The sequence below is a fragment of the Dyella sp. SG562 genome (genome assembly GCF_011759495.1).
Classification (GTDB): domain Bacteria; phylum Pseudomonadota; class Gammaproteobacteria; order Xanthomonadales; family Rhodanobacteraceae; genus Dyella_D; species Dyella_D marensis.
This window is the reverse complement of the sequence record NZ_JAAOYS010000009.1, coordinates 164953-190232: the sequence shown is the minus strand read 5'-3', so window position 1 is coordinate 190232 and position 25280 is coordinate 164953. Positions and strand designations below refer to the sequence as shown.

The window sequence follows — 25280 nt, the reverse complement described above, 5'->3', positions numbered from 1 at the left end:
CAGCTACTTTGTCGTACCTGACACGACCCACGGTCCCAATGTCGTCGCCGACGTCGGATTTACAGGCACTATTCCCCCGAATGGGGCTCCATGCAACGTGGTTTTCGGTAACGGTGGCCAGTACTCGTACACCTCATTCGAAATATGGGCACTGGGCACGTATAACTACGACCCCGGTCCCAATCTGGGCGGAGGTTGCCCTTGCGATGGAGGGCTAGGAGGAGCTGACGGCCCAAACATGGTGGGCGATCCCGTCAACTTCGCCATTGGTAACAAGTTCGAACAAGAAGATGACTTTACGGGAAGTCCGTGGCTCACCTTCAGTCGCTTTTACAATAGCTCTCCCGCGGCGGCGAGTGCCCTTACCCTGGGTTTAGGATGGCGTCATAGCTTTGACCGTCGGGTCGATCTGGTGAGCTATCAAGATGGAACGCAAGCTGCCACCGTCATGCGGCCTGACGGAAAGCAAGAAAATTTCTCCAAGAGTTCGACGGGCTGGACGACCAGCTCCAACAATCCAGACGTGCTCGCCGATGTTTTAGATACGCAAGGAGCCGTCATTGGCTACACCTTTAAGGTTGCGAATGCTCATCTCATCGAGCAGTACGATAGCAATGGGCTGCTGCGATCAATCACTGATAGCTCGGGCCGATCTGCGCTTCTCAGCTACAGCACAGCTCAGACCCCCGCAAGTATCGCGCCGCGCGCAGGATTGTTAATCAGCGTCACTGATCCCAGCGGAAGGCAGCTTGGCTTTATATATGACGGCAATGGGCATCTACAGCAGGTGAGCTTGCCTGACGGAGGAGTGCTGACTTACGGGTTTGATACCACTAATCGTCTCTCGTCTGTTCAATACCCGGATACCAAGACTCGCCAGTACGTCTATGACGAGCCGTCCCTCGTCCTCGACGGGGTCAGCATTCCCAACGCCATGACAGGTATGGTGGATGAACTGGGTGTTCGCTATCAGAATACGCAGTACTACAGCGATGGGCGCGTTGCTTTGGCCAACAAGGCGCTTCATGCAGAAGAAGTCCGTCTGAAATATACCGACTCTTGGAACCAGGCGGCCGTGACTTATCCGCTTGGGTTCGTGGCAACGCTGGGTTATGGCACCGTGGCTGGCGGGTATCGGCCTTTTACCTCGACAACGCAGTACTGTGGCCCTCTGTGTAACAAGCTATCTGCGTCGGTGACGTACGACGCAAATGGGTATCCGGCAGGCCGGTCTGATTTTAATAACGTTAGCTCCGCGACAACGTACGATGCGAACGGTCTTCTGACGAAGCTAGTAGAGGCCTCGGGCACGCAGGATCAGCGCACCACCAATACCACCTGGGACACCGGTCTTCGCCTCCCACTTACTCGCACGGTACTTGATGCCTCGGGAAATAAAGTAGCCCTGGCCTCTTGGGTCTACAACTCCACGGGGCAAACGATTGCGCAGTGTGATGTCGATCCCGCCGTTGCCCCGAACTACGTTTGCTCTTTTTCAGGAACGCCTCCGGCGGGCGTGCGTCGGTCGACCTATACCTATTGCACGGCCGTCGATGGGACGCAGTGTCCGTTATTGGGGTTGCTGTTGAGCGTGGATGGTCCGCGCACCGATGTGTCGGATGTCACCCACTACGCGTACTACCTCTCAACCGATGAGTCAGGTTGTGGCACGGTGGGTGGGGCGTGCCATCGTGCTGGTGATTTGGCACTGGTGACGGATCCTTTGGGGCACGCCACGGCCTTTCTGGTGTACGACAAGAGCGGACGCATCCTTCGTCAGAAAGATTCCAATGGAGTCTTCACTGACTATACCTATACGCCAAGAGGCTGGCTCAAAACAAAAAGCGTCGCTGGCGCAAGCACGGTTATGGACTATGACGCGGTAGGAAACCTCATCAAGAGCACAGATCCTGATGGGGTGGTTGTTACTTACACCTACGATGCGGCACATCGCCTTACCGATGTCACTGATTCACTCAACGATCGGATGCATTACACCCTCGACAAGGCAGGGAATCGGACGAAGGAGGAGACCTTCGATCCGAGCGGGACTCTGCGCCGGTCATTGAGCCGCACCTACGACACGATGGGGCAGCTCCTGGGCATCACCGATGGTCAGGGGCATGTTGTCTTTGACGCAACATTCGACGATAGCTACGACGTGAATGGAAACCTGTCGCATAACGCCGATGGGCTGAGCGTGGAGTACAAAAAAACCTATGACAATCTGCATCGCTTAGTCACGACGCTCGACAACACGAATGGCGCCGACACCTCCATGAGGAATGCGCAGAAAGTGTTCTCGTATGATGCGCAAGATCAGCTGCTAAATATCAAAGACCCAAGCTTGCTCAACACGGCCTACAGCTATGATGGGCTGGGTAATCGAGCAGGGGTGCAAAGCCCTGACACAGGGGCGTCTCTCTTTCAATATGACGTTGCAGGAAATCGTATCCAGGCAACTGACGCGAAGGGTATCGTCAGTCATAGCACCTATGATGCGCTCAATCGGACCATCAGCACGACTTATCCAAATAGCGCCTTTAACGTCAGCTATCGTTATGACGAGGCCGATGCCGTTACCGGCTGCGTCGGCTCTTATCCCATCGGTCGCCTGACTAGCGTAGTGGAGACCGCGGTCACCACGGTCTACTGTTACGACGCTCGCGGTAACGCAGTGCTGAAGCGTCAGACCCAAGGTACGAATGTTGATACGATCAGCTATACCTTCACTCTGGCTGACCGTCTTGCCTCCACTCGCACGCCTGATGGCACATCGGTTCAGTATGGGCGTGACGGTGCCGGGCGCATAACTTCTGTTGGCGTGCAGTTGCCGGGTAGCTCCAGTGTGAGCAATGCGGTGACCAATGTGAGCTATCTCCCATTTGGCCCCATTGCTAGTTACACCCTGGGCAATGGCCAGACGATCACACGTACCTACGACGCCAATTACGCAGTGACAGACATCGTAAGCCCAGCGTTGAACCTTCACTTTGCCCGCGACGCCATGGGTAATATCACAGCGTTGGGCACTGCTCCGGGTGCCAATCCGGCCGCGGAGACTTACGGCTATGACTTGCTCTATCACTTGACGACAGTAAAGAACGCGCAGGGTCAAGTGATTGAAGCGTATACCTACAATAGGACGGGGGATCGTCTTAGCAAGGCTGCTAGCGGGTTGGCGACCGGTACCTACGGCTATCAATCGGGCACTCATTGGCTGACGAGTATTGGGAGCGGCGTTCGGACATACGACGCCAACGGCAACACCACTGGGAATGCAGCCGGCGGCAGCACGTATGGCTACGGTTACAATGACCGAAATCGCATGACGGTGGTGCAGCGTAACGGGCAAACTGTTGCCAACTACGTCTATAACGCTTTTGAGCAGCGCGTTGGTAAAACGGCAACTTTTCCAAACTCTGTCACTCAGCGGTTCATTTACGATGAGAACAGCCAGATTGCCGGTGAGTATGGTGCTGCGAGCAGAAGCTATGTTTGGCTAGACAATCTGCCCGTCGCATTGGTTGATACGAGTGGTGGTGTTAGCAGCGTGAGCTATGTGCATGCTGATGGCCTCAATACTCCGAGGGCGATTGCGGACGCTGGCGGGGCCGTTGTATGGCAGTGGCCATTTCAAGGTAACCCGTTCGGTGAGCAACAGCCGGCTAGTCCCGCAGGTTATGCGTTCAATCTTCGGTTTTCTGGTCAATATTACGATGCCGAATCGACACTGAGTTACAACATCAATCGAGATTATGAGGCGTCCATCGGTCGATATATTCAAAGTGACCCGATTGGGCAGAGCGGTGGCATCAATACGTATGCCTACGTTGCTGGAAATCCTGCCACTAACGTAGATCCACTAGGGCTCGTGGCCTGGAGTGGAACTGTGGAGTCCGTTGGGTTAGTTGGCGGCGTGGGCGGGTCTGTCTTCAGATTCAAGCTCGATTCCGAATGTGTGCATGGAGTGAAGGCGCATGTTGTAGTTGACGCTCGTGGTCCTAGCGCTGGTTTGGGCATCAAAGGCCTTCCGCCTCTGGGTTTTGCGACTTCAACTATTACGCTTAATGACCGCCTAGATCATGTAGATCCTTCAGTACTAGAGGGATTTTTCGCTATCCATAACGTAGGTCTCGCTGGGGGTGTCATAGGGTATGCCGTGTCGGGGGTCCAGTTGGGCGGAAATGGGCGTGGATTGCAGCCTCCCGCGAAGTCAGGCGCTTTTGCGTTTTCCCCTGGCTTTGAAACCGGTTTCGATGCGGGTTATACCGTGACGGTTGGAAGCAGTAATATTGTTGAGCAAGTCATAACCCATTGCGGATGCGAACAATGAATAGAATTTCTCGTGTCATACAAGTGCTCATAGCCTCCTACGTCATTGTTTTTATCGGGCTATTCATTACGTACCTTCTTGCTATTCTTATTCAAGGAGAGTCGCGAGCCTGGGGCGTCTGGACGAATTATTATCTCGCCGCGGCATATTGGGTACCGGCGTTGTATTTGAGCATTAAGTATCTCAAGCGAAGGGCGCCAACGCAGGCCTAGAGCGCAAAGGTTCTGAGTTGTCCGTCTGCTGAGCGGTCGTATTTCAAAACCGTTAGCGCGATACCTCCTTGGTGTCCTCGTGTCCTCGTGTCCTCATGGAGGTCAGAAATTAGCTGCGGAGCATCGTTGATCTGGAAGGGTCCACGAATCCATTGAACGAACTCTGCGAAAGCGGGGTTCTTTCGTTTGTGGGCAGTAAAAAGGGCGAATGCCTGTGCCCGGCGCGCGCTGTCGTCCCCCCTCCTCGCCTGCGCACTTCCCCCTTCTCTTTTGATGCAGCTGACGCAGCGTCTCGGACTGAGGCGTGGTGCTGGCTCATGGACGACGTATGGGGTCGGGTCGGCGATGCGAATTGATGCGCCTGAGGGTGTGCTGACCTACTTACGGGTCTGCGCGCTGGCACGGCACACGATGTGAGTAGCCAGAAGGTTGGGCGCGGGAAAAGGTGATGAAGGTAACCCGGAACCTCAGTCACGCCCTAACCAATTGATGAGAAACGATAATGCGGGTCATCTAAAAAGGTAATTTGAGGGTAATCGAAGTTACCCGTGGCCGTTAAGCGATTGAATCTAAACGACTATGTGTGAGTGAAAAATTACCGTCAGTAAAGGTAATCAGATTACTTAGAAATTACCTTTTGGTTACCTTTGCCCGAATCTCGCAACCGCTTGTTGTATCGGCAAAAACGGGGATGGTGATCAGCATGATTACCAAAATTACCCGTTTCCGACGAAGCCACCTATTGGGGCTATATAAGGTGGTGGTGCTCGCTATCGCTTCCCTGCTGCCTACTCGTTTGCCTCCTGCAGCAATGCTGCCAGCTCGACCAACTGCTCACGTATGTGTGTGGCCATCACGGCGGTGAGCGTTTGCACATGGTCTGGAACTACCACGCCGGCGTGCATCCCCGCGGCGAGGCTCGCGCCTAGCGTCTCGATGGCGTCTACCTGTTCGATCGCGCGATCCAGTGCTGTGAGGATGGTGGTGCTGTATTTCACGGTGGTACTCCTTGCCACTAAAAAATCCCCCCGGCGTCTGTATCGGCCGAGGGAGTGGCAGCCATACGTATCTACTGTGTTGGTGTGTGCTGCATGGCGTGGGTTGGCTCAACGGTCGACCAGGTGCTCCGGACGTAGGTGCGTATAGCGTTTGAGCGTTTGCCAGGATTCGTGCAGCGAGAATTGCGCCACTTCTTGGATGGCATAGCCTCGCTCGAAAAGACGTGACGTAGCTTCGTGGCGTAGGTCGTGAAACGTCAGGTTTTCAATATCTAGTACCTTGCATGCGCGCGCGAAAGCGGCGCCGATTGATTTGGGGTTGTAGGGAAACACGCGGTCTTCGCCGTCGACCTCCGGTTGCCTATCGATGATGTTCCAAGCTTCGGGGAGCATGCGGAATTTCTTCCGGTTGCCCTCTTTCATCGTGGGGTGTTTCACGTCATCCAGCCACGCGCAGGGGCGCTCGAAGTTCGAACGACGAATCTCCGTTATCTCTTCCTGCCGGCGCGTCGTAAGTACGGCGTAGTCGTAGATATCCGACATGGGTATCTGCGCGCGCTTGTCGCGCCGCGCGAAGTAGTCGCGAAGTGCGACGTCCTCCGCGGCCGTTACGCGTCGATCGCGCCACCGGGATTTGCGGATGACCTTCCGTTGTCGCAGTTCGTGGCGGGCGTCGGCCAGCAGATCGAGACGAAGGGGGAGGTTGAACCCGGCGCGTGCTGAGCGGAGCACTTGGCCTATCCACACGAGGTCGTTGCCCACGGTGGCCGTACCCGCGCCGTCTTTGCGCCTGGTCATCACGTGGGCGATGTAGTCGGCGGTGGTCAGTTCCGTGGCCACCTTATTGGCGATATCGCAGCCTTCCAGGCGGGTCAGGTCGTAAGCCTTGGTCCGCCCCCATTTAGCGGTAGGACCAACCGTCTCGCGGTACCATTTAATCAAGCTGGCCAGCGTGGTCTTGGCGCCGTGCAGCGTGCCGCGTGCGCGGTGCTGGTCAAGTTCAGCCTCGCGTCGTCGCATCCATTCCTGAGCGAGCGCCTTGCGGCCAAAGGTCTCCGTCTCGCTGTGGATCACCTTGCCGGATTTCTTGAGGCGGATGACCGCCGTATAGCTTGATTGGCCGTCCTTGCGACGGCGAGTAAGGATGGTACCCACGGTGCAACATTCCTCCCTGTGTTGCACTAAATGTTACACCGGTACCGGAAAAATGAGTTGAAATCACACGAAATGAGTATGAATGAGATGCTTGCAATCGCCCCGGAAAACCAGATCAGGCAAGGCTTAGGCGGCGAAGTCCACTCGTTTCGTGTGTCCGTGGCCCCCATGATGGATTGGACCGACCGCCACTGCCGCTATTTCCACCGCCTGATCTCCCCCCACGCCCGCCTCTACACCGAGATGGTGACCAGCGCCGCCTTGGTGCGCGGCAAGCAGCTGCGCCTGCTCGAACATAGCCAGCAGGAGCACCCGGTGGCGTTGCAGCTTGGCGGCAGCGATCCGGCGGAGCTGGCGGAGGCGGCGCGGCATGGCGCTGCGGCGGGCTATGACGAAATCAATCTCAACGTCGGCTGTCCCTCCGATCGCGTGCAATCCGGCAAATTCGGCGCCTGCCTGATGCGCGAGCCCGCACTGGTGGGCGACTGCGTGAAAGCCATGCGCGATGCGGTCGATATCCCGGTTACCGTGAAATGCCGTATCGGCGTCGACGATCAGGACGAATACGCCGACCTGCAGCATTTCACCGAAACCATGATCGCGGCCGGCGTGGAAATCCTGGTGGTGCATGCGCGCAAGGCCTGGCTGCAGGGTCTTAGCCCGAAGGAGAATCGCGAGATCCCGCCGCTGGATTACGAGCGCGTCTATCGCCTCAAGCGCGAATTCCCCCAGCTGGTCATCGTCATCAATGGCGGCATCACCACGGCCGAGCAGGTGCAGGCGCATCTGGGGCAGGTGGATGGGGTGATGCTCGGCCGCGCGGCCTACCACGACCCCTACGTCCTGGCCCGGGTCGAAGCCGCCCTCTACGGCCAGCCGCTGCCGGACCGGGACGACATCCTGCGCCACATGCGCCCCTATATCGAAGCCGAGCTGGCACGGGGCACCGCCCTCAAGCACATCACCCGCCATCTGCTCGGGCTGTACCAGGGCGAGCCGGGTGCGCGCGGGTTCCGCCGGCTGCTCAGCGAGCAGGCCCATCTGCCCGATGCGGGCTGGGAGCTGCTGGAGCGGGCCATGCTGCCCAAGCGGGCTGTAGCGGCGTGACAGCGGGGGGCGATCGGGTCAGTATTCAGGCCCGGTTCCATAGTCTGAACGAGGATAGCCTCCGTTCCCCGGGCTTTTGTTGGCGATATGAAGACAATCCTGCGCATTTCGGCTCTTTTGTTGCTCCTGGTGACCGCTACGGCGGCCGCGCAGGCGCAGGAGCCGTCCATGACGCTCGAGCAGGCCGTGAACCAGGTGCAGCAGGAGACCGGCGGCAAGGTGCTGTCGGCCAGCACCGTGCGGCGCGGCCGCAATGCGTTCGAGCACCGGATCAAGGTGCTCACGCCCTCCGGCCACGTGCGCGTGGTCACCGTGAACACGGAAGCGGGCAAGGCCCCGGCTTCCCCGGAATCCACCAAGAACCCGGCCGGCGACGGCGAGGGCAATAAGGAGAAACACTGATGCGCATCCTTCTGGTAGAGGACGAGGCGCCGCTGCGCGAAACGCTCGCCGCACGCCTGAAGCGCGACGGTTTTGCCGTCGACGCGGCACAGGACGGCGAAGAGGGCCTCTATCTCGGCCGCGAAGTACCGTTCGACCTGGCCATCATCGACCTGGGCCTGCCGAAGATGTCGGGCATGGACCTGGTCAAGGCGCTGCGCGAAGTCGGCCAGCGCTATCCGATCCTGATCCTCACCGCCCGCGGCAGCTGGCAGGACAAGGTCGAGGGCCTCAAGCACGGCGCCGACGACTACCTGGTCAAGCCGTTCCACGTGGAAGAACTGCTGGCGCGCATCAACGCGCTGGTGCGCCGCGCCAGCGGCTGGTCCAAGCCGGTGCTGGCCTGCGGCCCGATCAAGCTGGACACCACCGCGCAGACGGTGTCGGTGGAAGGCAAGCTGGTGGACCTCACCAGCTATGAGTACAAGGTGCTGGAATACCTGATGCTGCACGCGGGCGAGCTGGTCTCCAAGGCCGACCTCACCGAGCACATCTACCAGCAGGACTTCGACCGCGACTCCAATGTGCTGGAGGTCTTCATCGGCCGTCTGCGCAGGAAGCTCGACCCGGAAGGCACCCTCAAGCCCATCGAGACGGTACGTGGACGCGGATACCGCTTTGCCATCCCCCGCAGCGAAAACGAAGGCGAATGATCCCGACCAGCCGCGCCGCCCGTTCTCACTGGCGGCGCGCGCTGCGTTGGCCACCGGCTTCGTGCTGGCGGCCTTTCTTGGCGTCGTCGGCCTTACCCTCTCGCGTTCCAGCGCCGAGACCTCGCTGAAGGAATTGCAGGACCGCCTGCAGAACTACGTGGTTGCCTACCTGGCCGGCACCGAAGTGGGCCGCTCCGGCAAGGTGCTGCTGCCCGATACGCCGCCCGATCCGCGTTTTTCCCAGCCGGGTTCCGGCTTGTATGCGCTGGCCTTGGGCGAGAATGGGGCCAAGCTGGAATCGCCCTCGGCGATCGGGCGCGACTTCGCGTTTCTGAAGCGGCTTGAGCCGGGGCAGAGCCAGTTCGTCGGCCCGATCGATACGCGCATGGGGCGGCTGTACTACTACGCCTACGGTGTGGCGCTGGACACCTCCGAGAAGAAGTCGGTGAAGCTGACCTTCATGGTGGCGCAGGCGGAGGACCAGCTTGAAGGGCAGAACGCTGTAATTCGGCGCAGTCTGATCTTCTGGCTCGCCACGCTGGGCGTGATGCTGATCCTGCTGCAGCTGTTGCTGCTGCGCTGGAGCCTCACGCCATTGCGCAAGGTGGCCAGCGACATGAGCCGGGTCGAACGCGGCGAGGCGGAGCAGCTCGACAGCCGCTATCCGCTGGAGCTCACCGGCCTTACCGAACGCATCAACGCCTTTATCGACAGCGAGCGCGAACAGCGCACGCGCTACCGCAACACGCTGGCCGACCTGGCGCACAGCCTGAAGACGCCGCTGGCGGTGATCCGCTCGCGGCTCGAAGCCAGCGACGGCAACATGTCGCGAGTGCGCACCGACGTGGTCGACCAGGTGCGCCGCATGGACGAACTGGTCGCCTACCAGCTCGCCCGCGCCGCCACCACCGGCCGGCAGACCTTCGCTTCGGCCATCCCTATCGCGGGCCACGCGGAAGACCTGGTGCAGAGCCTGGAAAAGGTCTACGCCGCGAAGAACGTGCTGTGCGAATTCGACATCGACGAAGGCGCCGCCTTCTACGGCGAGCAGGGCGACCTGCTCGAACTGATGGGCAACCTGCTGGAAAACGCCTTCAAGTGGGCCGGCCACCGCGTGCTGCTGGTGGTGAAAGTGGAGCCGGCCGCCGGCCGCCAGCGCCCGGGCCTGTGGTTGAGCGTGGAGGACGACGGCCCCGGCATCGACGACGACAAGATCGAGAAGGTGCTCCAGCGCGGGGTGCGCGGCGACGAGCGCGTGCAGGGCCACGGCATCGGCCTGTCGATCGTGCAGGACATCATCAAGGCCTACCGCGGCGAGCTGACCGTGGACCGCTCGCCGGAATTCGGCGGCGCGCGCTTCAGCGTGAGATTGCCGCCGAGCTGAGGCTCAATACGGTGCCGGCGACGGGCCGTAGTAAGCGTCGAGCAGCGTGGCGACCATCGGGTCGGCGCGCTTGAGCACGCCCGGCTGCGACCAGTGCAGCTCGCTCACCACGGCGAAGAACTCGTCCGGGCCTTCGGCGGCATACGGGTCGATCAGCGTGTCGCGGCCGCGCGCCACGTCGTTGGAGAGGTGGTCGTAGGCGCGCTGGAAGGCCACGATCCAGTCGCGCCGGCTGATCTCCTCCGGCAGCGGCGGCACGCCGTCCGGGGCGCCGTCGAGCATGTCGAACTTGTGCGCCATCTCGTGCACGACCACGTTGTAGCCGTCCCAGGGTTGCTCCAGGTCCAGCTGCACGTCGGCCAGGGAAAGAATCAGCGGGCCGCGTTCCCAGGCTTCGCCGATCAGCACGTCGTCCGCCTCGCTCACCACGCCGCTGTGCTCGTCGTGATGGCTGCGGCGCACCTTGAACTCGCCGGGGTAGACCAGGATCTCGCGCCAGCCGCGCAGGCCGGTGCTGCCCTGGCGCAGGGCCGGCAGGCAGGCCTGCAGGGCGATCAGCAGGCGCAGGCGGTCGTCCAGCTCGGCGCCGGCCAGCGGGTGGAAGCGCTTGCGGGCAAGAAAATGGGCGGCGATGCGGCGCAGTTCGTTCTGGCGGTCGTCATCGAGCCGGCGCGCGAGAGGGCACGCGGAGAGCGTGCGGCGCCATAGAACGTCGGGAATGGCCGGCGGGTCGAAGCGCGACAGCCACTGTCGCCACCAGGCCCCCGCCACAGGAACGGCTTACTGGATGGAGCCCGGCAGCAGCGACTGCCAGCCCAGGCTGATGCGGCGGCTGCGCTGCGAGCCGGACGAGCCGCTGCCGCCAACGGGGCAGTTCTCGCTGGAGGAGCCGGAAGCCGGGGTGTTCTGCGTATTGCTGTCGCGCGGCACGCCGAGGGCGTCGCCGCCGTTGCCGCTGACTTCGTGGGGGACGGCGCTGTCCACGCCGGAACGCTGCAGGCCGCCCAATTCCTGGGTATCGGCGTCCATGGCCGAAGCGGCACCGATGCCGCTGGCGCCCAGAACACACGCGAACAGGAACTGTCTGATGCCCATGGCGGCTCAACCCCTTGATCCGCAAGCCAAGGAACGGATCGTCGCAGAATCGTCACTAGGATGCCAGTGCCGGGGCTGCGCCGTGCCGGGGCGCGCCAGTCCCACAAGTACTAGGCGCGGCGGATGGCCGGCGGCTACTCGGCGTCCGGCCCACGCTCTAAGATGCCGCCCCATGCACGCGATTGACCCTTCCCTGGCCGGGCCTGCCCCGCGCCGGGCTCACCACGACGGCGGGCGCCCCTGATGCAGGCGCGCGAACTGCTGGCGCTGCTCGCACCGGGCGAGGCCTTGTCGGGCGAGCGCCTGGCCGAGCAGGGCGGGGTGACCCGCGCCGCCATCTGGAAGCAGATCCAGGCCCTGCGCTCGCGCGGCGTGCCGATCGAGGCGCGCGGCGCCGCCGGCTACCGGCTGCCCTGGCCGTTGCAGATGCTGGACGCCGCACGCATCCGCGCGGCCGTGCCGGCGCCGTGGCGCAAGCGGCTGGGCGAGCTGGAGGTGCACTGGGAGCTGGATTCCACCTCCAGCGAACTGCAGCGCCGCGGCGCCGAGCTGCCGGACCTGAGCGTGATGATCGCCGAGACCCAGAGCGCCGGCCGCGGCCGCCGCGGGCGCGCGTGGCTGTCGCCGCCGGGGTTGAATCTGTATCTGTCCTGCCTGAAGCGCTTCGACGGCGGCTTCGCCGCGCTGTCCGGCTTGTCGCTGGCGGTGGGGGTGATCCTGCTGCGCGCATTGGAATCGCTGGGCATCGCCGAGGCCGGCCTGAAGTGGCCGAACGACGCGCTGGCGCGCGGCGGCAAGCTGGCCGGCATCCTGGTTGAGCTCAGCGGGGAATATCAGGGGCCGTGCGCGGCGGTGATCGGCATCGGCCTCAACCTGCGCCTGACCGACGCGCTGCGCGAACAGGCCGGCCAGCCCGCGTGCGACCTGGCCACCCTGGCCGGCGGCGAGCCGCCGGAACGCAATGACGTGGCCGCCGCGCTGATCACCGCGCTGGCCGAAGGCCTGACCCGGTTCGAGCGCGAAGGCTTCACCGGTTTCGTCGCCGACTACGCCGCACGCGACCTGCTGCGCGACGCCCCGCTGCGCGTACAAGGCGCGCAGGGCGTGCTCGAAGGCATCGGCGCGGGCGTGGACGAGCGCGGTGCGCTGCTGGTGAACGCGGCGGACGGCCTGCACCGCATCGACAGCGCCGACGTGTCGGTGCGCCGCGCATGAAGCTGTTGCTGGATCTGGGCAATACCCGCCTGAAATGGGCCGTACGCGATGGCGCCGCATGGCATTCGCGTGGCGCGGTGAGCTGGGACAGCGACATCGCCGCCGCTTTGAGCGAAGCCTGGCGCGAGCTGCCCGCGCTGGACGACGTGGTGGGCGCCTCGGTGGTCGACGCCGCGCGCGAAGCCGCCGTGGCCGATGCCGTGCGCGCGGCCGGTTCGCTCGCTCCGTTCTGGCTGCGCACCCCGGCCGAAGCCTGCGGCGTGCGCAATGCCTACGACGAACCGCAGCGCCTGGGCGTGGACCGCTTCCTTGCCATGGTCGCCGCGTACGACGCCGGCCATGCGCCGTGCATCCTGGCCGGCGTCGGCACCGCGCTCACGCTGGATGCGCTGGCGGCGGACGGCCGCCATCTCGGCGGCCTGATCGCTCCCGGCCCGCAGCTGATGCAGCAGTCGCTGGTCGGCGCCACCGCGCGGGTGCGCCCGGAACGCCCCGGCGAGGTGCTGGACGCCGCCGCCAATACCGCCGACGCCGTGGCTTCCGGCTGCTGGCAGGCCGCGGCGGCGCTGATCGAACGCTTTGCGCGGCGCATGAGCCACTCCCTGGGTGGCAAGCCTTCGCTGCACCTGGGCGGCGGCGATGCCGCGGCCCTGCTGCCCCTGCTGGAATGTCCTGCCGCGCTGGCGGAGGACGGCGTGCTCCACGGTCTGGCCGTGTGGGCGAATGCGCATCCGGCTGCCTTGCGCGCTCTCTAGAATGGCGCGTTGCCGTTTCCTCACCTGGGTCGTTGCATGGTTCTGCGTCTGCTGTTCGTTCTGCTGATCGCGCTGAATATCGCCGTGGGCGCGTGGCTGTGGCTGGGCCAGGACGACACGCACGGCCGCAGCGCCGCCGATCCGGACGTGCCCACCCTGCACCTGCTGGCCGAGCGCCCCGCGCCGCCGGCCAGCGCGCCCGAGGCCGCCGCCACCGTGCAGGCGCCCGCCACTGCCGCCGCGCAGCCCGCCGCACCGGCCAGCAGTGCCGCCAGGGCACCGGCCCAGGCGCAGGCCGCGCTGGCGCCGACGTCGTCGCGCTCCAACACCTACACCTGCATCTCGATCGGCCCGTTCGCCACGCCGGTGGACCTGCACAATGCCCGCAACGCGCTCACCGCGCAGGCCGCGCGCATGCGCTCGCGCCAGGAGCAGACCACGCAGACGCGTGGCTGGTGGGTCTACCTGCCGGCCAGCGCCAGCCGCGACCAGGCGCTGGCGCAGGCGCGCCGGCTGAGCGCGGCGAATATCGGCGACTACTTCGTGGTCGGCTCCGGCGGCCAGCCCAACACCATCTCGCTGGGCCTGTTCAAGGACCCGGCCAACGCACGCAAGCGCCGCGACGAAGTGGCCGCCGCCGGCTTCCCCGCGCAGATGACCGAGCGCACCGAGACCGTGCCCGAATACTGGCTGGACCTGGCCGTCGCCGAAGCCGCGCACTTCGACTGGCGCAGCCACCTGCGCAACGCCGCGGGCGTCGGTTCGCACAGCACTGGATGTTTCTGAGCGCGTCCGCCGGGAGCGACCTGCTAGACTGCGCCTCCCTCGCCGGCATAGCTCAGTTGGTAGAGCAACCGCCTTGTAAGCGGTAGGTCGTCTGTTCGAGTCAGACTGTCGGCACCACTCCGTGTGATTTTCCCCTCGGATTCTGACTGTGAATCCTTCTCCCTCCGGCGACCCGAAGGTAGTCCCCGTGGGAGAGAAGGTGGCGGCAGCCGGATGAGGGTTCGGCCGGAGTGGTGAACATCACTCTTGCGCTCCGCCCGTACCCTCACCCCAACCCCTCTCTCCCACGGGACTACCTTCGGGTCGCCGGGGGGAGAGGGGCTTAGGTCGCGGCATTTTGGAGTTCGTCTCTCCACTGCGATTCAAAGCGCAGTCCACATTTTTTTCAGCGCCCGCTCGCTATATAAACAACCGCACGGACCCGGCACGCCTCCCTTCAAGGAATTGCGATGCAGTTGCGGACAGACCCGAACCTGCGCTGGACGCGCTGGGCCGAAGCCTCGGCGCTGTTCGTCGCGGTGCTCGCGGCCACGGCGTATTCGCTGCTGCTGACGCGCCATACCGGCAGCAACGTCACCATGTGGATTGCGGACGGCGTCGTGGTCGGCGCCCTGCTGCGCGTGTCCGACGAGCGCTGGCCGCGTTATCTGGCCGCCGCGTTCGCGGGTTACTTCACCGGCAAGATGCTGCTGGGCGACCCGCTGATCTCCAGCACCCTGCTGGGCCTGGTCAATGGCGTCGAAGTGATGATCGTGGCGCGCGGCGTGCGCCGCGGCTTCCCGCGCATCCAGGACGACACGCCATTCCTGCGCCTGGGCCAGACGGCGATGCTGTCGACCCTGGCCGCTTCGCTGGTGTCGGCGCTGCTCGCCGCGTTCGTGCTCTACGCCACCGCCAATACCGATTTCTGGACCACCTTCGACTGGTGGTTCCGTTCCCATCTGCTGGGCATGGTGATCGTGGCCACGCTCACCCTGGTGGTGCTGGTGCAGGGCTGGCGCATGCTCGGCCGGCGCGGGCATCGCCTGGTGCTGCTGCGCGACCTGCTGTTGCTGGGCGCTACGACGGTCTTCGTGTTCGCGCAGTCGCGCTATCCGCTGCTGTTCGTGGTGTTCGCGCCGCTGCTCTACGTGGTGATACGCCACCGCTTTCCGGGGCTGGTGATCGGCGTGGCGGTGGTGACGCTTACCGCCAATATCGCCATCGCCATGGGCGGCGGCCCGCTCGGCCTGATTCCCAACGCCAGCGCGGTGGAGCGTTCGCTGCTGGGGCAGTTCTTTCTCGGCATGGTGTGCCTGGTGGCGGTGCCGATCGCGCTGGCCCAGGCCGATCGCCGCCGCCTGGCGCGGCGCGTGCGCGACAGCGAGGTGCGCTACCGCCTGCTGGCCGACTACGCCAGCGACCTGGTGATGCGCATCGCGCGCGACGGCTCGCGGCGCTATGTATCGCCTTCGATCAAGGACCTGCTCGGCTGGGAGGTCGGCGAGTTCATGCTGCCGCGCCCGGACCTGATCCACCCCGACGACCGCGAACGCGTGGACGAGGCGATGGAGCAGCTCTGGGCCACCGAGCGCATGTCGCTCACCCGCTACCGCCTGCGCCACAAGAAGGGCTATTACGTGTGGATCGAGGCGCTGGTGCGCGTGATGCCCAGCCCGGAACACGCCGGAGAGATGGAGCTGATCTATACCGGCCGCGACATCACCGAAAGCATCGTCGCCGAGCAGGCGCTGGCCGACAGCGAGACCCGCCTGCGCCGCATCACCGACAAGGTGCCCGCGCTGATCACCCACATCGGCATCGACGAGCGCTACATCTTCGTCAGCGGCTATGCGCGCGAGATCACCGGGTTGGAGCCGGAGGCGATGGTCGGGCGCAGCGTGCGCGAAACGCGCGGCGCGGCGCTGTACAGCCTGATGAAGCCGCATATCGCGGCGGTGCTGCAGGGCCGCGAAACCACCTTCGAATACGAATTCGAGCGCGACGGCCGCTATTTCTACCTGCAGGCCACCTACCTGCCGGCCACCTCGGTCACCGGCGAGAACATCGGCTTCTATGCGCTGACCACCGACGTCACGCGCATCAAGCTGGCCGAGCAGAAGCTCTCCTTCCTCGCCCACTACGACACGCTGACCAACCTGGCCAACCGCCGCTACTTCACCGAGTGCGCGCATGCGGCGCTGGAACGCGCGGCGGTGACGCGCGCGCCGATGCTGCTGATGCTGATCGACGTGGACTACTTCAAGCAGATCAACGACGGCCACGGCCATGCCTCCGGCGACGCGGTGCTGCGCGAGGTGGCGCGGCGCCTGAAGGCCTCCGTGCGCAAGTCGGACCTGGTGGCCCGGCTGGGTGGCGACGAGTTCGTCATCCTGTGCGACGACGTGGACGCCACCTACGCGGCGGAGAGCCTGGCCGGCAAGGTGATCGCCTCGATGGCCGCGCCGATATCGCTCGACGCCGCGCGGCTGAAGGTGACGCTCAGCGTGGGCGCGGCGCTGTGCCGCGACATTGCCTCGCTGGACGAACTGGTGCAGCGGGCCGACGAGGCGCTGTACGAGGCGAAGGAAGCGGGACGCGCGTGTTATCGCCTGGTGGTCGAGCGGCTGTAGCGGCGGCCTGTAAGCAAGACTTCACTTGACCCCGGCGCAAGTCGCCGGGAAGATCGCATGATGCAACGCAGCAATACTCCCGCGCCATGCTCACGCTGAAACTCGCCCTGCAAGGCGGCGGCGCGCATGGCGCATTCACCTGGGGCGCGCTGACCCGCCTGCTGGAGCTGCCCGGCCTGGCGGTGGAAGCGATCAGCGGCACCAGCAGCGGCGCGATGAATGCCGCCGCCTTCGCCCAGGGCTGGGCGCGCGGCGGCGCCGCGGGTGCGCGCGCTTCGCTCGACGCGTTCTGGCTGGGCCTGGCCGGGCGCAACGCGGTGGCGGACTGGTGGCAGGCGCAGTCGCGCCTGTTCGGCGACGCCATGCCGTGGCCGCAGCCACCGGTGTCCGCGGCTGGCGGCGGCATCAATCCGCTGCGCTCGATGGTGGAGGAATTCTTCGACCAGGACGTGCTGCGCCACGGTCCGGTGGCGCTGTATATCGCCGCCACGCGCATGCGCGATGGCGCGCTCGAAGTGTTTTCCGGCGGGCGCCTCAGCCACGATGCGCTGCTCGCCTCGGCCAGCCTGCCGCCGTGGTTTCCGCCCACCGAGATCGACGGCGAGGCGTACTGGGACGGCGGTTTCGCCGGCAATCCCGCGCTGGAGCCGCTGCTCGGCATCGGCGGCGACGACCTGCTGTGCGTGCTGCTGCAGCCGCAGCTGCGCCAGGCCATGCCGCGCAATCCGCGCGAGGCGCTGATGCTGTCGGCGGAGCTTTCCTTCGGCGCCGCGTTCGCGCGCGAGCTGCGCGATCTGGCGGTGGCGCGCGCGCAGGCCGCCCGCCACCTGTGGCCGAATGCCGCGGAGCGCAAGCTGCGCGAGCTGCGCCTGCACGTGATCGCGCCGGACGAAGGCCTGGCCGCGCTCGGCCATTCCGCGGCCGACACGCGCACCGCCCAGCTGCGCGCCCTGCACGACCTGGGCCGCGATACCGCCGGGCGCTGGCTGGCGCGCCATGCGGCGGACCTGGGGCGGCGCGGCAGTTTCAGCCTGGACCTCGGCGCCGGCGCCTGAAGCGGTTTTTGCCCCGGGGTGCCCGCACAGGCGTTCTTGTAGACTTGGGCGATGCCGCCGCCAGCGCGCGGGCGTGCATCCCTTAAGACTTTGAACGACCGAGGAAGCATGGGTAATCAGGCTGTATCGCTGATCGGTGCGCCCACCGATATCGGAGCGGGGCATCGCGGTGCCTCGATGGGTCCCGAGGCCCTGCGCGTGGCCAATCTGCAGGCGCGGCTGAGAGCGCGCGGCATCGACGTGGTCGACCGCGGCAATCTGCAGGGGCCGCTGAATCCGTGGGAACCGCCGCGCGATGGCTATCGCCATCTGTCCGCCGTGGTGGAGTGGAACCGCGCGGTGTACGAGTCGATCTATGCGGAACTGGGCCTGGGCCGCCTGCCCGTGATGCTCGGCGGCGACCACTGCCTGGCGATCGGCTCGATCACCGCCGTGGCCCGCCACTGCCGCGAGCAGAACAAGAAGCTGCGCGTGCTGTGGCTGGATGCGCACGCCGATTTCAATACCGCCCAGATCACGCCTTCCGGCAATATCCACGGCATGCCGGTGGCCTGCCTGTGCGGCATGGGTCCGGACGAGCTCACCGGCCTCGGCGGCAGCAAGCCGGCGACCACGCCGGACGTGTTCCGCCAGATCGGCATCCGCTCGGTCGACGAAGGCGAGAAGCGCCTGGTGCGCGAGGCGCACGTGAGCATCTTCGACATGCGCCAGATCGACGAATCCGGCATGAAGCGCGTGATGGAAGAAGCGCTGGAAGGCGTCGACGCCGACACCCATCTGCACGTGAGCTTCGACGTGGACTTCCTCGACCCGGCCATCGCGCCGGGCGTGGGCACCACCGTGCGCGGCGGCCCGAACTACCGCGAAGCGCAGCTGTGCATGGAGATGATCGCCGACACCGGCCGCCTCGCCTCGCTGGACATCGTGGAATTGAACCCGGCCTTCGACAAGCGCAACCAGACCGCCAAGCTGGCGGTGGACCTGGTCGAATCGCTGTTCGGCAAATCCACGCTGATCCGCTGAGCCCGATTCCGCCGAGCCCGATAACGACAAGAAGAAGATATACATGCGAACCCGTGTACTGACCGGCATCACCACCACCGGCACGCCGCACCTGGGCAACTACGTCGGCGCGATCCGCCCCGCCGTGGCCGCCAGCCTCCGTCCGGAAGTGGATGCGTTCTATTTCATGGCCGACTACCACGCGCTGATCAAGAGCGACGACCCGGCGCGCATCGAGCGCTCGCGCCTGGAGATCGCCGCCACGTGGCTGGCCGCGGGGCTCGATCCGGATCGCGTCACCTTCTACCGCCAGTCGGACATCCCGGAGATTCCGGAACTCACCTGGTTCCTCACCTGCGTCACCGCCAAGGGCCTGCTCAACCGCGCGCATGCGTACAAGGCGGCGGTGGACAAGAACACCGACGCGGGCGAGGACGCCGATGCGGGCGTCACCGCCGGCCTGTACATGTATCCGGTGCTGATGGCGGCGGACATCCTCGCCTTCAACGCGCACAAGGTGCCGGTGGGGCGCGACCAGATCCAGCACATCGAGATGGCGCGCGATATCGCGCAGCGCTTCAACCATATCTACGGCGGCGATTATTTCGTGCTGCCGGAAGTGGTGATCGAGGAACAGGTGGCCACGCTGCCCGGGCTCGACGGCCGCAAGATGTCCAAGAGCTACGACAACACCATTCCGCTGTTCGCCGGCGGCCGGAAGCATCTGCGCGACAGCATCATGCGCATCGTCACCGACTCGCGCCTGCCGGGCGAGCCGAAGGACCCGGACAGCTCCTCGCTGTTCACCATCTTCCGCGCCTTCGCCACCGAGGCCGAAGCCGGCGCCTTCCATCAGGCGCTGCTCGACGGCATCGGCTGGGGCGAGGCCAAGCAGGTGCTGTTCGAACGCATCGAGGCGGACGTGGCGCCGATGCGCGAGCGCTACGACGAGCTGATGTCGAAGCCCGAGCGCATCGAAGCGATTCTGCGCGAGGGTGCGCTGAAGGCACGCGCCATTGCGGGGCCGAAGATCGCGGAACTGCGCGATGCGATCGGCCTGCGTTCGGGCATCGCGGTGGCGGCGGCTCCCGCGCCGGCGGCCGGCAAGGCCGAAGGCCGGGCGGGCAAATTGCCGCGCTTCGCCAGTTTCCGCGAGGCCGATGGTAGCTTCCGTTTCCGCCTGTTCTCCGCTGAGGGCGAGGAGCTGCTGCTGTCGAAGTCGTTCGCCGATCCGAAGGCGGCGGGTGCCTGCCAGAAGAAGCTGAAGGGTCCTGGCGCTACCGCGGCCGTGCTGCAGGTGCAGCCGCGTGCGCTGCATCTGGAACTGGATGGCGAGTTTGTCGGCAGCACGCCGGAGTATGGCGATGAGGCGGCCCGCGATGCGGCGCTGGAGCGGTTGCGCGAGGCGCTGGATCAGCTGTCCGTGCAGGAGTGAGCGCGTGGTGGGTCACGCGGGGCGATGAAACGATTCCTGGGGTGATCTGACTGATGCGTTATCTCGCGATTTTGTTGCTGGCGCCTTGGTTGTTGATTTTGGGGTGGGCTTATTGGGCCTATCCGAAGAGTCTGCCGCGCACTAAGGCGCGGCGGGCGTTCGATCTTCTGGCGGTGATCGCTGCCGCGGGGGCGGCTGGGTGGTCGGCGGTTGCCGGGTTTGAGGCGGCGGTGGTGCCCTCGGTTGGGCAGTTTGGGCCGCCTAGCGGGGCGATTTGGCAGCAGGTGTTGCCGGCGTTGTATGGGTATGGCGCCTGTGTCGCTGTGCTGGTCGTGGCGCTGTTGTTGCGTGCGCTGATTTGGGGACGCGGGCGCGTCGACTGATTTTTGCTCGTCATCCCGGCGTAGGCCGGGATCCAGTAGCGACTAGGGGCGGTTGTCGCGATTTGGCCGCTTATGCAGCGGGCATTTCGGACGCCTGCCGGCGCCCGAGTCACTTTCTCTTTGCTGGCCCAAAGAGAAAGTAACCAAAGAGAAATGGCCTGAAGTCAAAGGCTCGCGACGCGACTAGAAGGAGCGGTGAGCGGCTGCGGTAACTTGATTAACCTGGGTCTACACGAAACATCAGTGCGTTTACGTAGCGGCTGCTTCAACGTGCCGTGGCGAAGAGGATGTTCAAGGACTGGCGCCAGCTTCTGCTCTTCGTTCCTGCATGCCTCACGCCATCACCCCTCTCCCCTCCGGGGAGAGGGCAGGGTGAGGGGCCGGGCGGAGCGAGAAGGTGAAGCTAACGGCAATGGCCCGGCTCACTCCCACTTGTTCAAATGCGGCCCGAACTGCTCCCGTTGCCTTTTCACCACGCAGAAGCGGTGGCCGCTTGGGGCCTGCATGACCCACCATTTTCCGCGCACGCATTCCAGACGCTTGGCGCCGAGCTGTTCCAGGCGCGTGGCTTCGGCTTCGATGTCGTCCGTTTCGATATCCAGGTGCACGCGGCTCTCATGTTCCACGCGCTGCAGCAGGATGATCGGTTCGTCGGCCAGGGTGGCCAGTTCGGCGTATTGGCCGTCGCCTTCCGAATCGTAGGTGACGATGGGCTTGCCCAGGGCCTTGCTCCAGAAATCGGTGGCTTGCTTGAGGTCGACGGACTGGCAGTCGATGACGAGGGTGCTGAGGCGGCTGTGGTGCATGGCGTGGTCTCCGCATGAGGCTCGCCGCACTATAGGCGCGGCGATGTGGAGCTTCCCTCAAGCAAAAAGAAAGGCGCCTCGCGGCGCCTTTCTTTCCATCCATCGCAAAGCCTCAGTTCGGCAGCGACAGATCGTCCAGCAGCGCCTTGAGGAAGCGTGCGGCTTCGCCGCCGGTGGCGGCGCGGTGGTCGAAGGTGAGGCTGATCGGCATGCGGCGGTGCACTTCGATGCCGCCCATCACGGCCACCACGTCGTGGCACAGCTTGCCGGCGCCGATGATGGCGACGGTCGGCGGCACCACCACGGGGGTGGCATAGCGGCCGGCGAACATGCCGAAGTTGGACAGGCTGATGGTGTAGCCGCTCAATTCCGAGGCGGGAATCGAGCGGTCTTCCACCTGCGAGCGCAGGCGCTTGATCGCCGCGCGCACGCCAGCGCCGTCCAGCACGTCGGCATTGCGCAGGGCCGGCACGAACAAGCCGTCGTCAGTGTCCACGGCGATGCCGATGTCCACGTGCGGATGCAGGGTGCGGGTGAGGTTCTTGCCGTCGAACCAGGCATTGAGCGCCGGCACCGCCTTGCATGCGGCGACGATGGAGCGGATCAGGCGGGCGGTGATGTCCTGCTTGCCGATCCAGGCGTGCAGGTCGGCGTCGTCCACCAGGGTGGTCGGCACCACGTTGGCGTGGGCCTCGGCCATCACGCGCGCCATATTGCGGCGCACGCCCTTGAGCTGTTCCGGCTGGCCGCTGGCCTGCACGCTCGGCGGCGCGGTGCGCACCGGCTTGCCGGCGAGCGACACGGCGGTGCGCGACGGCGCGGGACCGGGCTCCGGCAGTTCCGGCGCCAGGTGGCGGCCGGCCGAAGCCGGCACGGCGCGCGCCGGCGCGGCGCCCAGCGGGGCGGAGCCATTGGCCGCGGCGGTCTTCACGTCCTGCAGGGTGACCACGCCGTCGGCGCCGGTGGCGCGCACGCGGGTGAGGTCGACCTTGAGCTTCTTGGCCAGTGCGCGCACCGCCGGCACGGCCTTCACGCCGCCGGCGCTGCTGACCTGCTCCACGTGCACGGTGTTGCCGCTGACCATGGCGCCGACCACGGTGCCTTCGTCCTCGCGCTCGCCCTTGGCTTCCACTTCGCCGCCTTCGTCGGAGGCGACCACCTTGGCGGCGTTGTCCGGCGCGGGGCTGCCCACGCTCTTCTTCGGGCCGTGGTGGTGGCCGGTGGCTTCGGCCTCGGCGCGCTGCTTGGCGTTCGGATCGGGTTCGAAGTCGGCCAGCGCGGCGCCGGTCTCGATGATGTCGCCCGGCGCGCCGTACAGCTTCTTCACCGTGCCGGTGTAGGGCGAGGGCACGTCGACCACCGCCTTGGCGGTTTCCATCGAGCACAGCGGTGCGTCGAGCTTGATGTAGTCGCCTTCCTTCACGTGCCACTCGACGATGGTGGCGTCGGGCAGGCCTTCGCCGAGGTCGGGCAGGTGGAATGTCTTGATGTCGGCCATGAGTGTGAGGTCCGGAGTGCTTGAAGGGGTGTGATGCGGGAATAGGGAATAGAGAACAGGGAATAGGAAAAGCAGCGCGTGACAAGTTTGTGGGGCGCCGCTTTTCCTATTCCCTGTTCCCCATTCTCTATTCCCTTTCTCAGGCAGGCGAGCGTCAGCTCGCCGCCAAAGTGCGCTTGGCCGCCTCGACCACGCGCTCGGTGCTGGGCATGTACTTCATTTCCAGGCGGAACAGCGGAATGTGCGTGTCGTAGCCGGTGACGCGCTCGACCGGCGCCAGCAGCTCGTACAGGCATTCCTCGGCCACGCGCGCGGCGATCTCGGCGCCGAAGCCGGCGGTCTTGGGGGCTTCGTGCACGATCACGCAGCGGCCGGTCTTCTGCACCGATTCGGCGATGGTGTCGAAATCGAGCGGGGTGAGCGTGGCCACGTCGATCACTTCGGCGCTGATGCCTTCGGCGGCCAGTTCGTCGGCGGCTTCGAGAGCCTCCTTCACCTGCGCGCCCCACGTGACGATGGTGACGTCGGTGCCGTCGCGCAGCACGAAGCACACGTCCAGCGGCAGCGCCTCGCCGTCGTCCGGCACTTCTTCCTTGTACTGGCGGTAGATGCGCTTGGGCTCGAAGAACATCACCGGATCCGGATCGCGGATCGCCGCCAGCAGCAGGCCGTAGGCGCGCGCCGGCGAGGAGGGCATCACCACGCGCAGGCCGGGGATGTTGGTGAACAGGTGCTCGTTCGCCTCGGAGTGATGCTCCGGCGCGCGAATGCCGCCGCCCCACGGGGCGCGCCACACGGCCGGCACGGTGATGCGGCCGCGGGTGCGGTTGCGCAGGCGCGCGGCGTGGCAGGCGATCTGCTCCATCATCGGATAGATGAAGCCTTCGAACTGCGCCTCGGCCACCGGCTTCATGCCCTGCGCGGCCATGCCGACGGTGACGCCGGCGATGGTGGTTTCGTCCAGCGGGGTGTCCAGCACGCGCAGCTCGCCGAACTTCTCCTGCAGGCCCTGGGTGGCGCGGAACACGCCGCCGTTGACGCCGACGTCCTCGCCCAGCACCACGACGCTCGGGTCGTGGGCCATTTCATAGGCGAGCGCCTGGGTGACGGCTTCGATAAGAGTGATCTGTGCCATGGCTTAGTGGGCCTTCTTGTCGAGCGAAAGGGCGAGGTCGCGCTGCTTGGCGAGGTCCGCCGGTACTTCGGCAAAGGTGTAGTCGAACATCGCGGTGACGGGCTGGGTCTTGGTCTCGAGGTAGGCGTTGACCTCGTTGTCCATCCACTCGTCGCACTCGGCCTTCCAGGCTTCTTCCTTGGCGTCGTCCCATACCTTCCTGGCCACCAGCCACGCGCGCAGGCGCTTCATCGGCTCCTTGGCCCAGGCGTCCTTCACTTCCTGCTCGCCACGGTAGCGGCGGGCGTCGTCGGCGGTGGTGTGGTCCGACAGGCGGTAGGTGACCAGTTCCAGCACGCTGCCGCCCTCGCCGTTGCGGGCGCGGTCGAGCGCGTCTTCCATGGCCTTGCGCACGGCGATGATGTCGTTGCCGTCCACCTGGATCGAGAACAGGCCCGCGGCGATCCCCTTCTGCGCCAGCGTGGGCGCGCCGGACTGGATCTTGCGCGGCACCGAGATGGCCCACTGGTTGTTCACGATCACCGCCACCATCGGCAGGTTCTGCGCGCCGGCGATGTTGATGGCGCCGTAGAAGTCGCCCTTGGACGAGCCGCCGTCGCCGATGGTGCACACGGCCACGCGCTTCTCGTTGCGGATCTTGAAGGCCAGCGCGGAGCCGGCCGCATGCAGGCACTGCGTGGCGATCGGCACCGACCAGGCGAAGTCGTGGCGCGCCGGTTCCTTCTGGTAGTCATTGCCGCGCTCGTCGCCGCCCCAGTACATGTACACCTCGCGCGGCTGCACGCCGCGGTACAGCTGCGCGCCGTATTCGCGGTAGCTGGGGGCGAACACGTCCTCGGGCTTCATCGCGCTGCCGATGCCCACGTGCGCGGCCTCGTGGCCCAGGCAGCTGGCATAGGTGCCGAGCTTGCCGGTGCGCTGCAGCGCCACCGACTTGGCGTCGAACACGCGGGTGGACAGCATCAGCTTGTACAGCTCGACCATGTGGTCGAGGTCCTTGGCGAAGGCGGGCAGGTCGTCACGGACCTGGTTGCCCTCGGCATCGAGATACTGCAGGTATTCGATTTCGAACTTGGCGGCGATGGACACGACTCGCTCCGGGAGTGAGTAAAGACGAAAACGGGGTGAGGGAGTTGCGGACCGGCGGCGACCCATCCAGTGGGGTCAAGCGCGCCTGTAGGGCCCTGACAAGACGGCAATTGAAGCAGGCGGGCATG

Annotated in this window: 21 protein-coding genes and 1 tRNA gene; 14 read left to right on the top strand and 8 right to left on the bottom strand. The window is 65.0% G+C overall.

From position 1 onward, the window contains the following. Positions 1 to 238 precede the first annotated feature (238 nt). Positions 239 to 4336 carry an RHS repeat-associated core domain-containing protein gene (locus FHW84_RS16925; protein WP_167257144.1) on the top strand — a complete coding sequence of 1366 codons (4098 nt, stop codon included), beginning with the start codon at positions 239 to 241 and terminating at the stop codon, positions 4334 to 4336. Positions 4337 to 5336: 1000 nt separating this feature from the next. Here the strand turns inward: FHW84_RS16925 and FHW84_RS16920 are convergent. Together FHW84_RS16920 and FHW84_RS23490 are read right to left on the bottom strand one after the other, a co-directional pair. Further along, positions 5337 to 5546, bottom strand: a complete 210-nt coding sequence (locus tag FHW84_RS16920) for a hypothetical protein (protein WP_167257143.1) — start codon at positions 5544 to 5546, stop codon at positions 5337 to 5339. Between the two features lie 108 nt (positions 5547 to 5654). Beyond that, a complete protein-coding gene (locus tag FHW84_RS23490; protein ID WP_167257142.1) occupies positions 5655 to 6701 on the bottom strand; it encodes a tyrosine-type recombinase/integrase in 1047 nt (348 codons plus the stop codon). Between the two features lie 87 nt (positions 6702 to 6788). On the opposite strand from FHW84_RS23490, the gene dusA reads away from it, so the two are divergent. The 4 genes from dusA to FHW84_RS16895 all read left to right on the top strand — a co-directional run bounded on the left by dusA (position 6789) and on the right by FHW84_RS16895 (position 10286). Continuing rightward, on the top strand, positions 6789 to 7808 hold the full coding sequence (gene dusA, locus FHW84_RS16910; RefSeq protein WP_167257141.1) for a tRNA dihydrouridine(20/20a) synthase DusA: 1020 nt from the start codon (positions 6789 to 6791) through the stop codon (positions 7806 to 7808). A gap of 168 nt (positions 7809 to 7976) precedes the next feature. Beyond that, positions 7977 to 8210, top strand: coding sequence for a hypothetical protein (locus FHW84_RS16905; protein WP_243868157.1), 234 nt, complete (start codon positions 7977 to 7979; stop codon positions 8208 to 8210). After that, the gene (locus tag FHW84_RS16900; RefSeq protein ID WP_026635803.1) at positions 8210 to 8902 is read left to right on the top strand and encodes a response regulator transcription factor; all 693 of its coding nucleotides are present in this window, start codon (positions 8210 to 8212) and stop codon (positions 8900 to 8902) included. The genes FHW84_RS16905 and FHW84_RS16900 overlap by 1 nt, the downstream gene beginning before the upstream one ends. A 46-nt stretch (positions 8903 to 8948) precedes the next feature. Then, complete coding sequence (locus FHW84_RS16895; RefSeq protein WP_208399833.1) at positions 8949 to 10286, top strand: ATP-binding protein; 1338 nt, start codon at positions 8949 to 8951, stop codon at positions 10284 to 10286. 3 nt (positions 10287 to 10289) lie between these two features. Here FHW84_RS16895 and FHW84_RS16890 read toward each other — a convergent pair whose 3' ends face one another. Next, positions 10290 to 11057: a M90 family metallopeptidase gene (locus tag FHW84_RS16890; protein WP_167257138.1), complete on the bottom strand. Its 768-nt coding sequence runs from the start codon at positions 11055 to 11057 to the stop codon at positions 10290 to 10292. A gap of 9 nt (positions 11058 to 11066) precedes the next feature. Beyond that, positions 11067 to 11381, bottom strand: a complete 315-nt coding sequence (locus FHW84_RS16885) for a hypothetical protein (RefSeq protein WP_243868156.1) — start codon at positions 11379 to 11381, stop codon at positions 11067 to 11069. A gap of 243 nt (positions 11382 to 11624) precedes the next feature. On the opposite strand from FHW84_RS16885, the gene FHW84_RS16880 reads away from it, so the two are divergent. From FHW84_RS16880 to FHW84_RS16840, 9 genes are all read left to right on the top strand, one after another. Then, positions 11625 to 12596 (top strand): biotin--[acetyl-CoA-carboxylase] ligase, encoded by a 972-nt coding sequence (locus FHW84_RS16880; RefSeq protein ID WP_167257137.1) that lies wholly within the window; start codon positions 11625 to 11627, stop codon positions 12594 to 12596. Further along, a complete protein-coding gene (locus tag FHW84_RS16875; protein WP_167257136.1) occupies positions 12593 to 13351 on the top strand; it encodes a type III pantothenate kinase in 759 nt (252 codons plus the stop codon). The genes FHW84_RS16880 and FHW84_RS16875 overlap by 4 nt, the downstream gene beginning before the upstream one ends. Before the next feature lie 36 nt (positions 13352 to 13387). Beyond that, positions 13388 to 14137 carry an SPOR domain-containing protein gene (locus FHW84_RS16870; RefSeq protein ID WP_167257135.1) on the top strand — a complete coding sequence of 250 codons (750 nt, stop codon included), beginning with the start codon at positions 13388 to 13390 and terminating at the stop codon, positions 14135 to 14137. A gap of 41 nt (positions 14138 to 14178) precedes the next feature. Beyond that, positions 14179 to 14254: transfer RNA gene (locus FHW84_RS16865), tRNA-Thr, on the top strand. A gap of 332 nt (positions 14255 to 14586) precedes the next feature. After that, positions 14587 to 16749 (top strand): sensor domain-containing diguanylate cyclase, encoded by a 2163-nt coding sequence (locus FHW84_RS16860; protein ID WP_167257134.1) that lies wholly within the window; start codon positions 14587 to 14589, stop codon positions 16747 to 16749. 86 nt (positions 16750 to 16835) lie between these two features. Next, positions 16836 to 17804 carry a patatin-like phospholipase family protein gene (locus tag FHW84_RS16855; protein ID WP_167257133.1) on the top strand — a complete coding sequence of 323 codons (969 nt, stop codon included), beginning with the start codon at positions 16836 to 16838 and terminating at the stop codon, positions 17802 to 17804. 108 nt (positions 17805 to 17912) lie between these two features. Continuing rightward, entirely contained in the window at positions 17913 to 18827 is a 915-nt protein-coding gene (rocF, locus tag FHW84_RS16850) for an arginase (protein ID WP_167257132.1), read from the top strand. Between the two features lie 43 nt (positions 18828 to 18870). Continuing rightward, positions 18871 to 20241: a tryptophan--tRNA ligase gene (locus FHW84_RS16845; protein WP_167257131.1), complete on the top strand. Its 1371-nt coding sequence runs from the start codon at positions 18871 to 18873 to the stop codon at positions 20239 to 20241. 53 nt (positions 20242 to 20294) lie between these two features. After that, on the top strand, positions 20295 to 20624 hold the full coding sequence (locus FHW84_RS16840) for a hypothetical protein (protein ID WP_167257130.1): 330 nt from the start codon (positions 20295 to 20297) through the stop codon (positions 20622 to 20624). A gap of 422 nt (positions 20625 to 21046) precedes the next feature. Here the strand turns inward: FHW84_RS16840 and FHW84_RS16835 are convergent, their stop codons facing one another. The 4 genes from FHW84_RS16835 to pdhA form a co-directional block, all read right to left on the bottom strand. After that, positions 21047 to 21430 (bottom strand): VOC family protein, encoded by a 384-nt coding sequence (locus FHW84_RS16835; protein WP_167257129.1) that lies wholly within the window; start codon positions 21428 to 21430, stop codon positions 21047 to 21049. Positions 21431 to 21542: 112 nt separating this feature from the next. Then, positions 21543 to 22928, bottom strand: coding sequence for a dihydrolipoamide acetyltransferase family protein (locus FHW84_RS16830; RefSeq protein ID WP_167257128.1), 1386 nt, complete (start codon positions 22926 to 22928; stop codon positions 21543 to 21545). Between the two features lie 154 nt (positions 22929 to 23082). Then, positions 23083 to 24063 (bottom strand): alpha-ketoacid dehydrogenase subunit beta, encoded by a 981-nt coding sequence (locus tag FHW84_RS16825; RefSeq protein WP_167257127.1) that lies wholly within the window; start codon positions 24061 to 24063, stop codon positions 23083 to 23085. Between the two features lie 3 nt (positions 24064 to 24066). Next, a complete protein-coding gene (gene pdhA / locus FHW84_RS16820; RefSeq protein WP_167257126.1) occupies positions 24067 to 25152 on the bottom strand; it encodes a pyruvate dehydrogenase (acetyl-transferring) E1 component subunit alpha in 1086 nt (361 codons plus the stop codon). Positions 25153 to 25280: the final 128 nt, after the last annotated feature.

What these genes read in the sequence shown, in the direction of transcription:
- FHW84_RS16870 (WP_167257135.1), top strand. Translation starts at nt 13,388, where the DNA reads ATGGTTCTGCGTCTGCTGTTCGTTCTGCTGATCGCGCTGAATATCGCC.
- dusA (WP_167257141.1), top strand. Translation starts at nt 6,789, where the DNA reads ATGCTTGCAATCGCCCCGGAAAACCAGATCAGGCAAGGCTTAGGCGGC.
- FHW84_RS16825 (WP_167257127.1), bottom strand. Translation starts at nt 24,063, where the DNA reads ATGGCACAGATCACTCTTATCGAAGCCGTCACCCAGGCGCTCGCCTAT.
- FHW84_RS16855 (WP_167257133.1), top strand. Translation starts at nt 16,836, where the DNA reads ATGCTCACGCTGAAACTCGCCCTGCAAGGCGGCGGCGCGCATGGCGCA.
- FHW84_RS16845 (WP_167257131.1), top strand. Translation starts at nt 18,871, where the DNA reads ATGCGAACCCGTGTACTGACCGGCATCACCACCACCGGCACGCCGCAC.
- FHW84_RS16860 (WP_167257134.1), top strand. Translation starts at nt 14,587, where the DNA reads ATGCAGTTGCGGACAGACCCGAACCTGCGCTGGACGCGCTGGGCCGAA.
- FHW84_RS16835 (WP_167257129.1), bottom strand. Translation starts at nt 21,430, where the DNA reads ATGCACCACAGCCGCCTCAGCACCCTCGTCATCGACTGCCAGTCCGTC.
- FHW84_RS16900 (WP_026635803.1), top strand. Translation starts at nt 8,210, where the DNA reads ATGCGCATCCTTCTGGTAGAGGACGAGGCGCCGCTGCGCGAAACGCTC.
- FHW84_RS16880 (WP_167257137.1), top strand. Translation starts at nt 11,625, where the DNA reads ATGCAGGCGCGCGAACTGCTGGCGCTGCTCGCACCGGGCGAGGCCTTG.
- FHW84_RS16840 (WP_167257130.1), top strand. Translation starts at nt 20,295, where the DNA reads ATGCGTTATCTCGCGATTTTGTTGCTGGCGCCTTGGTTGTTGATTTTG.
- FHW84_RS16925 (WP_167257144.1), top strand. Translation starts at nt 239, where the DNA reads ATGGTGGGCGATCCCGTCAACTTCGCCATTGGTAACAAGTTCGAACAA.
- FHW84_RS16885 (WP_243868156.1), bottom strand. Translation starts at nt 11,381, where the DNA reads ATGGGCATCAGACAGTTCCTGTTCGCGTGTGTTCTGGGCGCCAGCGGC.
- FHW84_RS16905 (WP_243868157.1), top strand. Translation starts at nt 7,977, where the DNA reads ATGACGCTCGAGCAGGCCGTGAACCAGGTGCAGCAGGAGACCGGCGGC.
- FHW84_RS16830 (WP_167257128.1), bottom strand. Translation starts at nt 22,928, where the DNA reads ATGGCCGACATCAAGACATTCCACCTGCCCGACCTCGGCGAAGGCCTG.
- rocF (WP_167257132.1), top strand. Translation starts at nt 17,913, where the DNA reads ATGGGTAATCAGGCTGTATCGCTGATCGGTGCGCCCACCGATATCGGA.
- FHW84_RS16875 (WP_167257136.1), top strand. Translation starts at nt 12,593, where the DNA reads ATGAAGCTGTTGCTGGATCTGGGCAATACCCGCCTGAAATGGGCCGTA.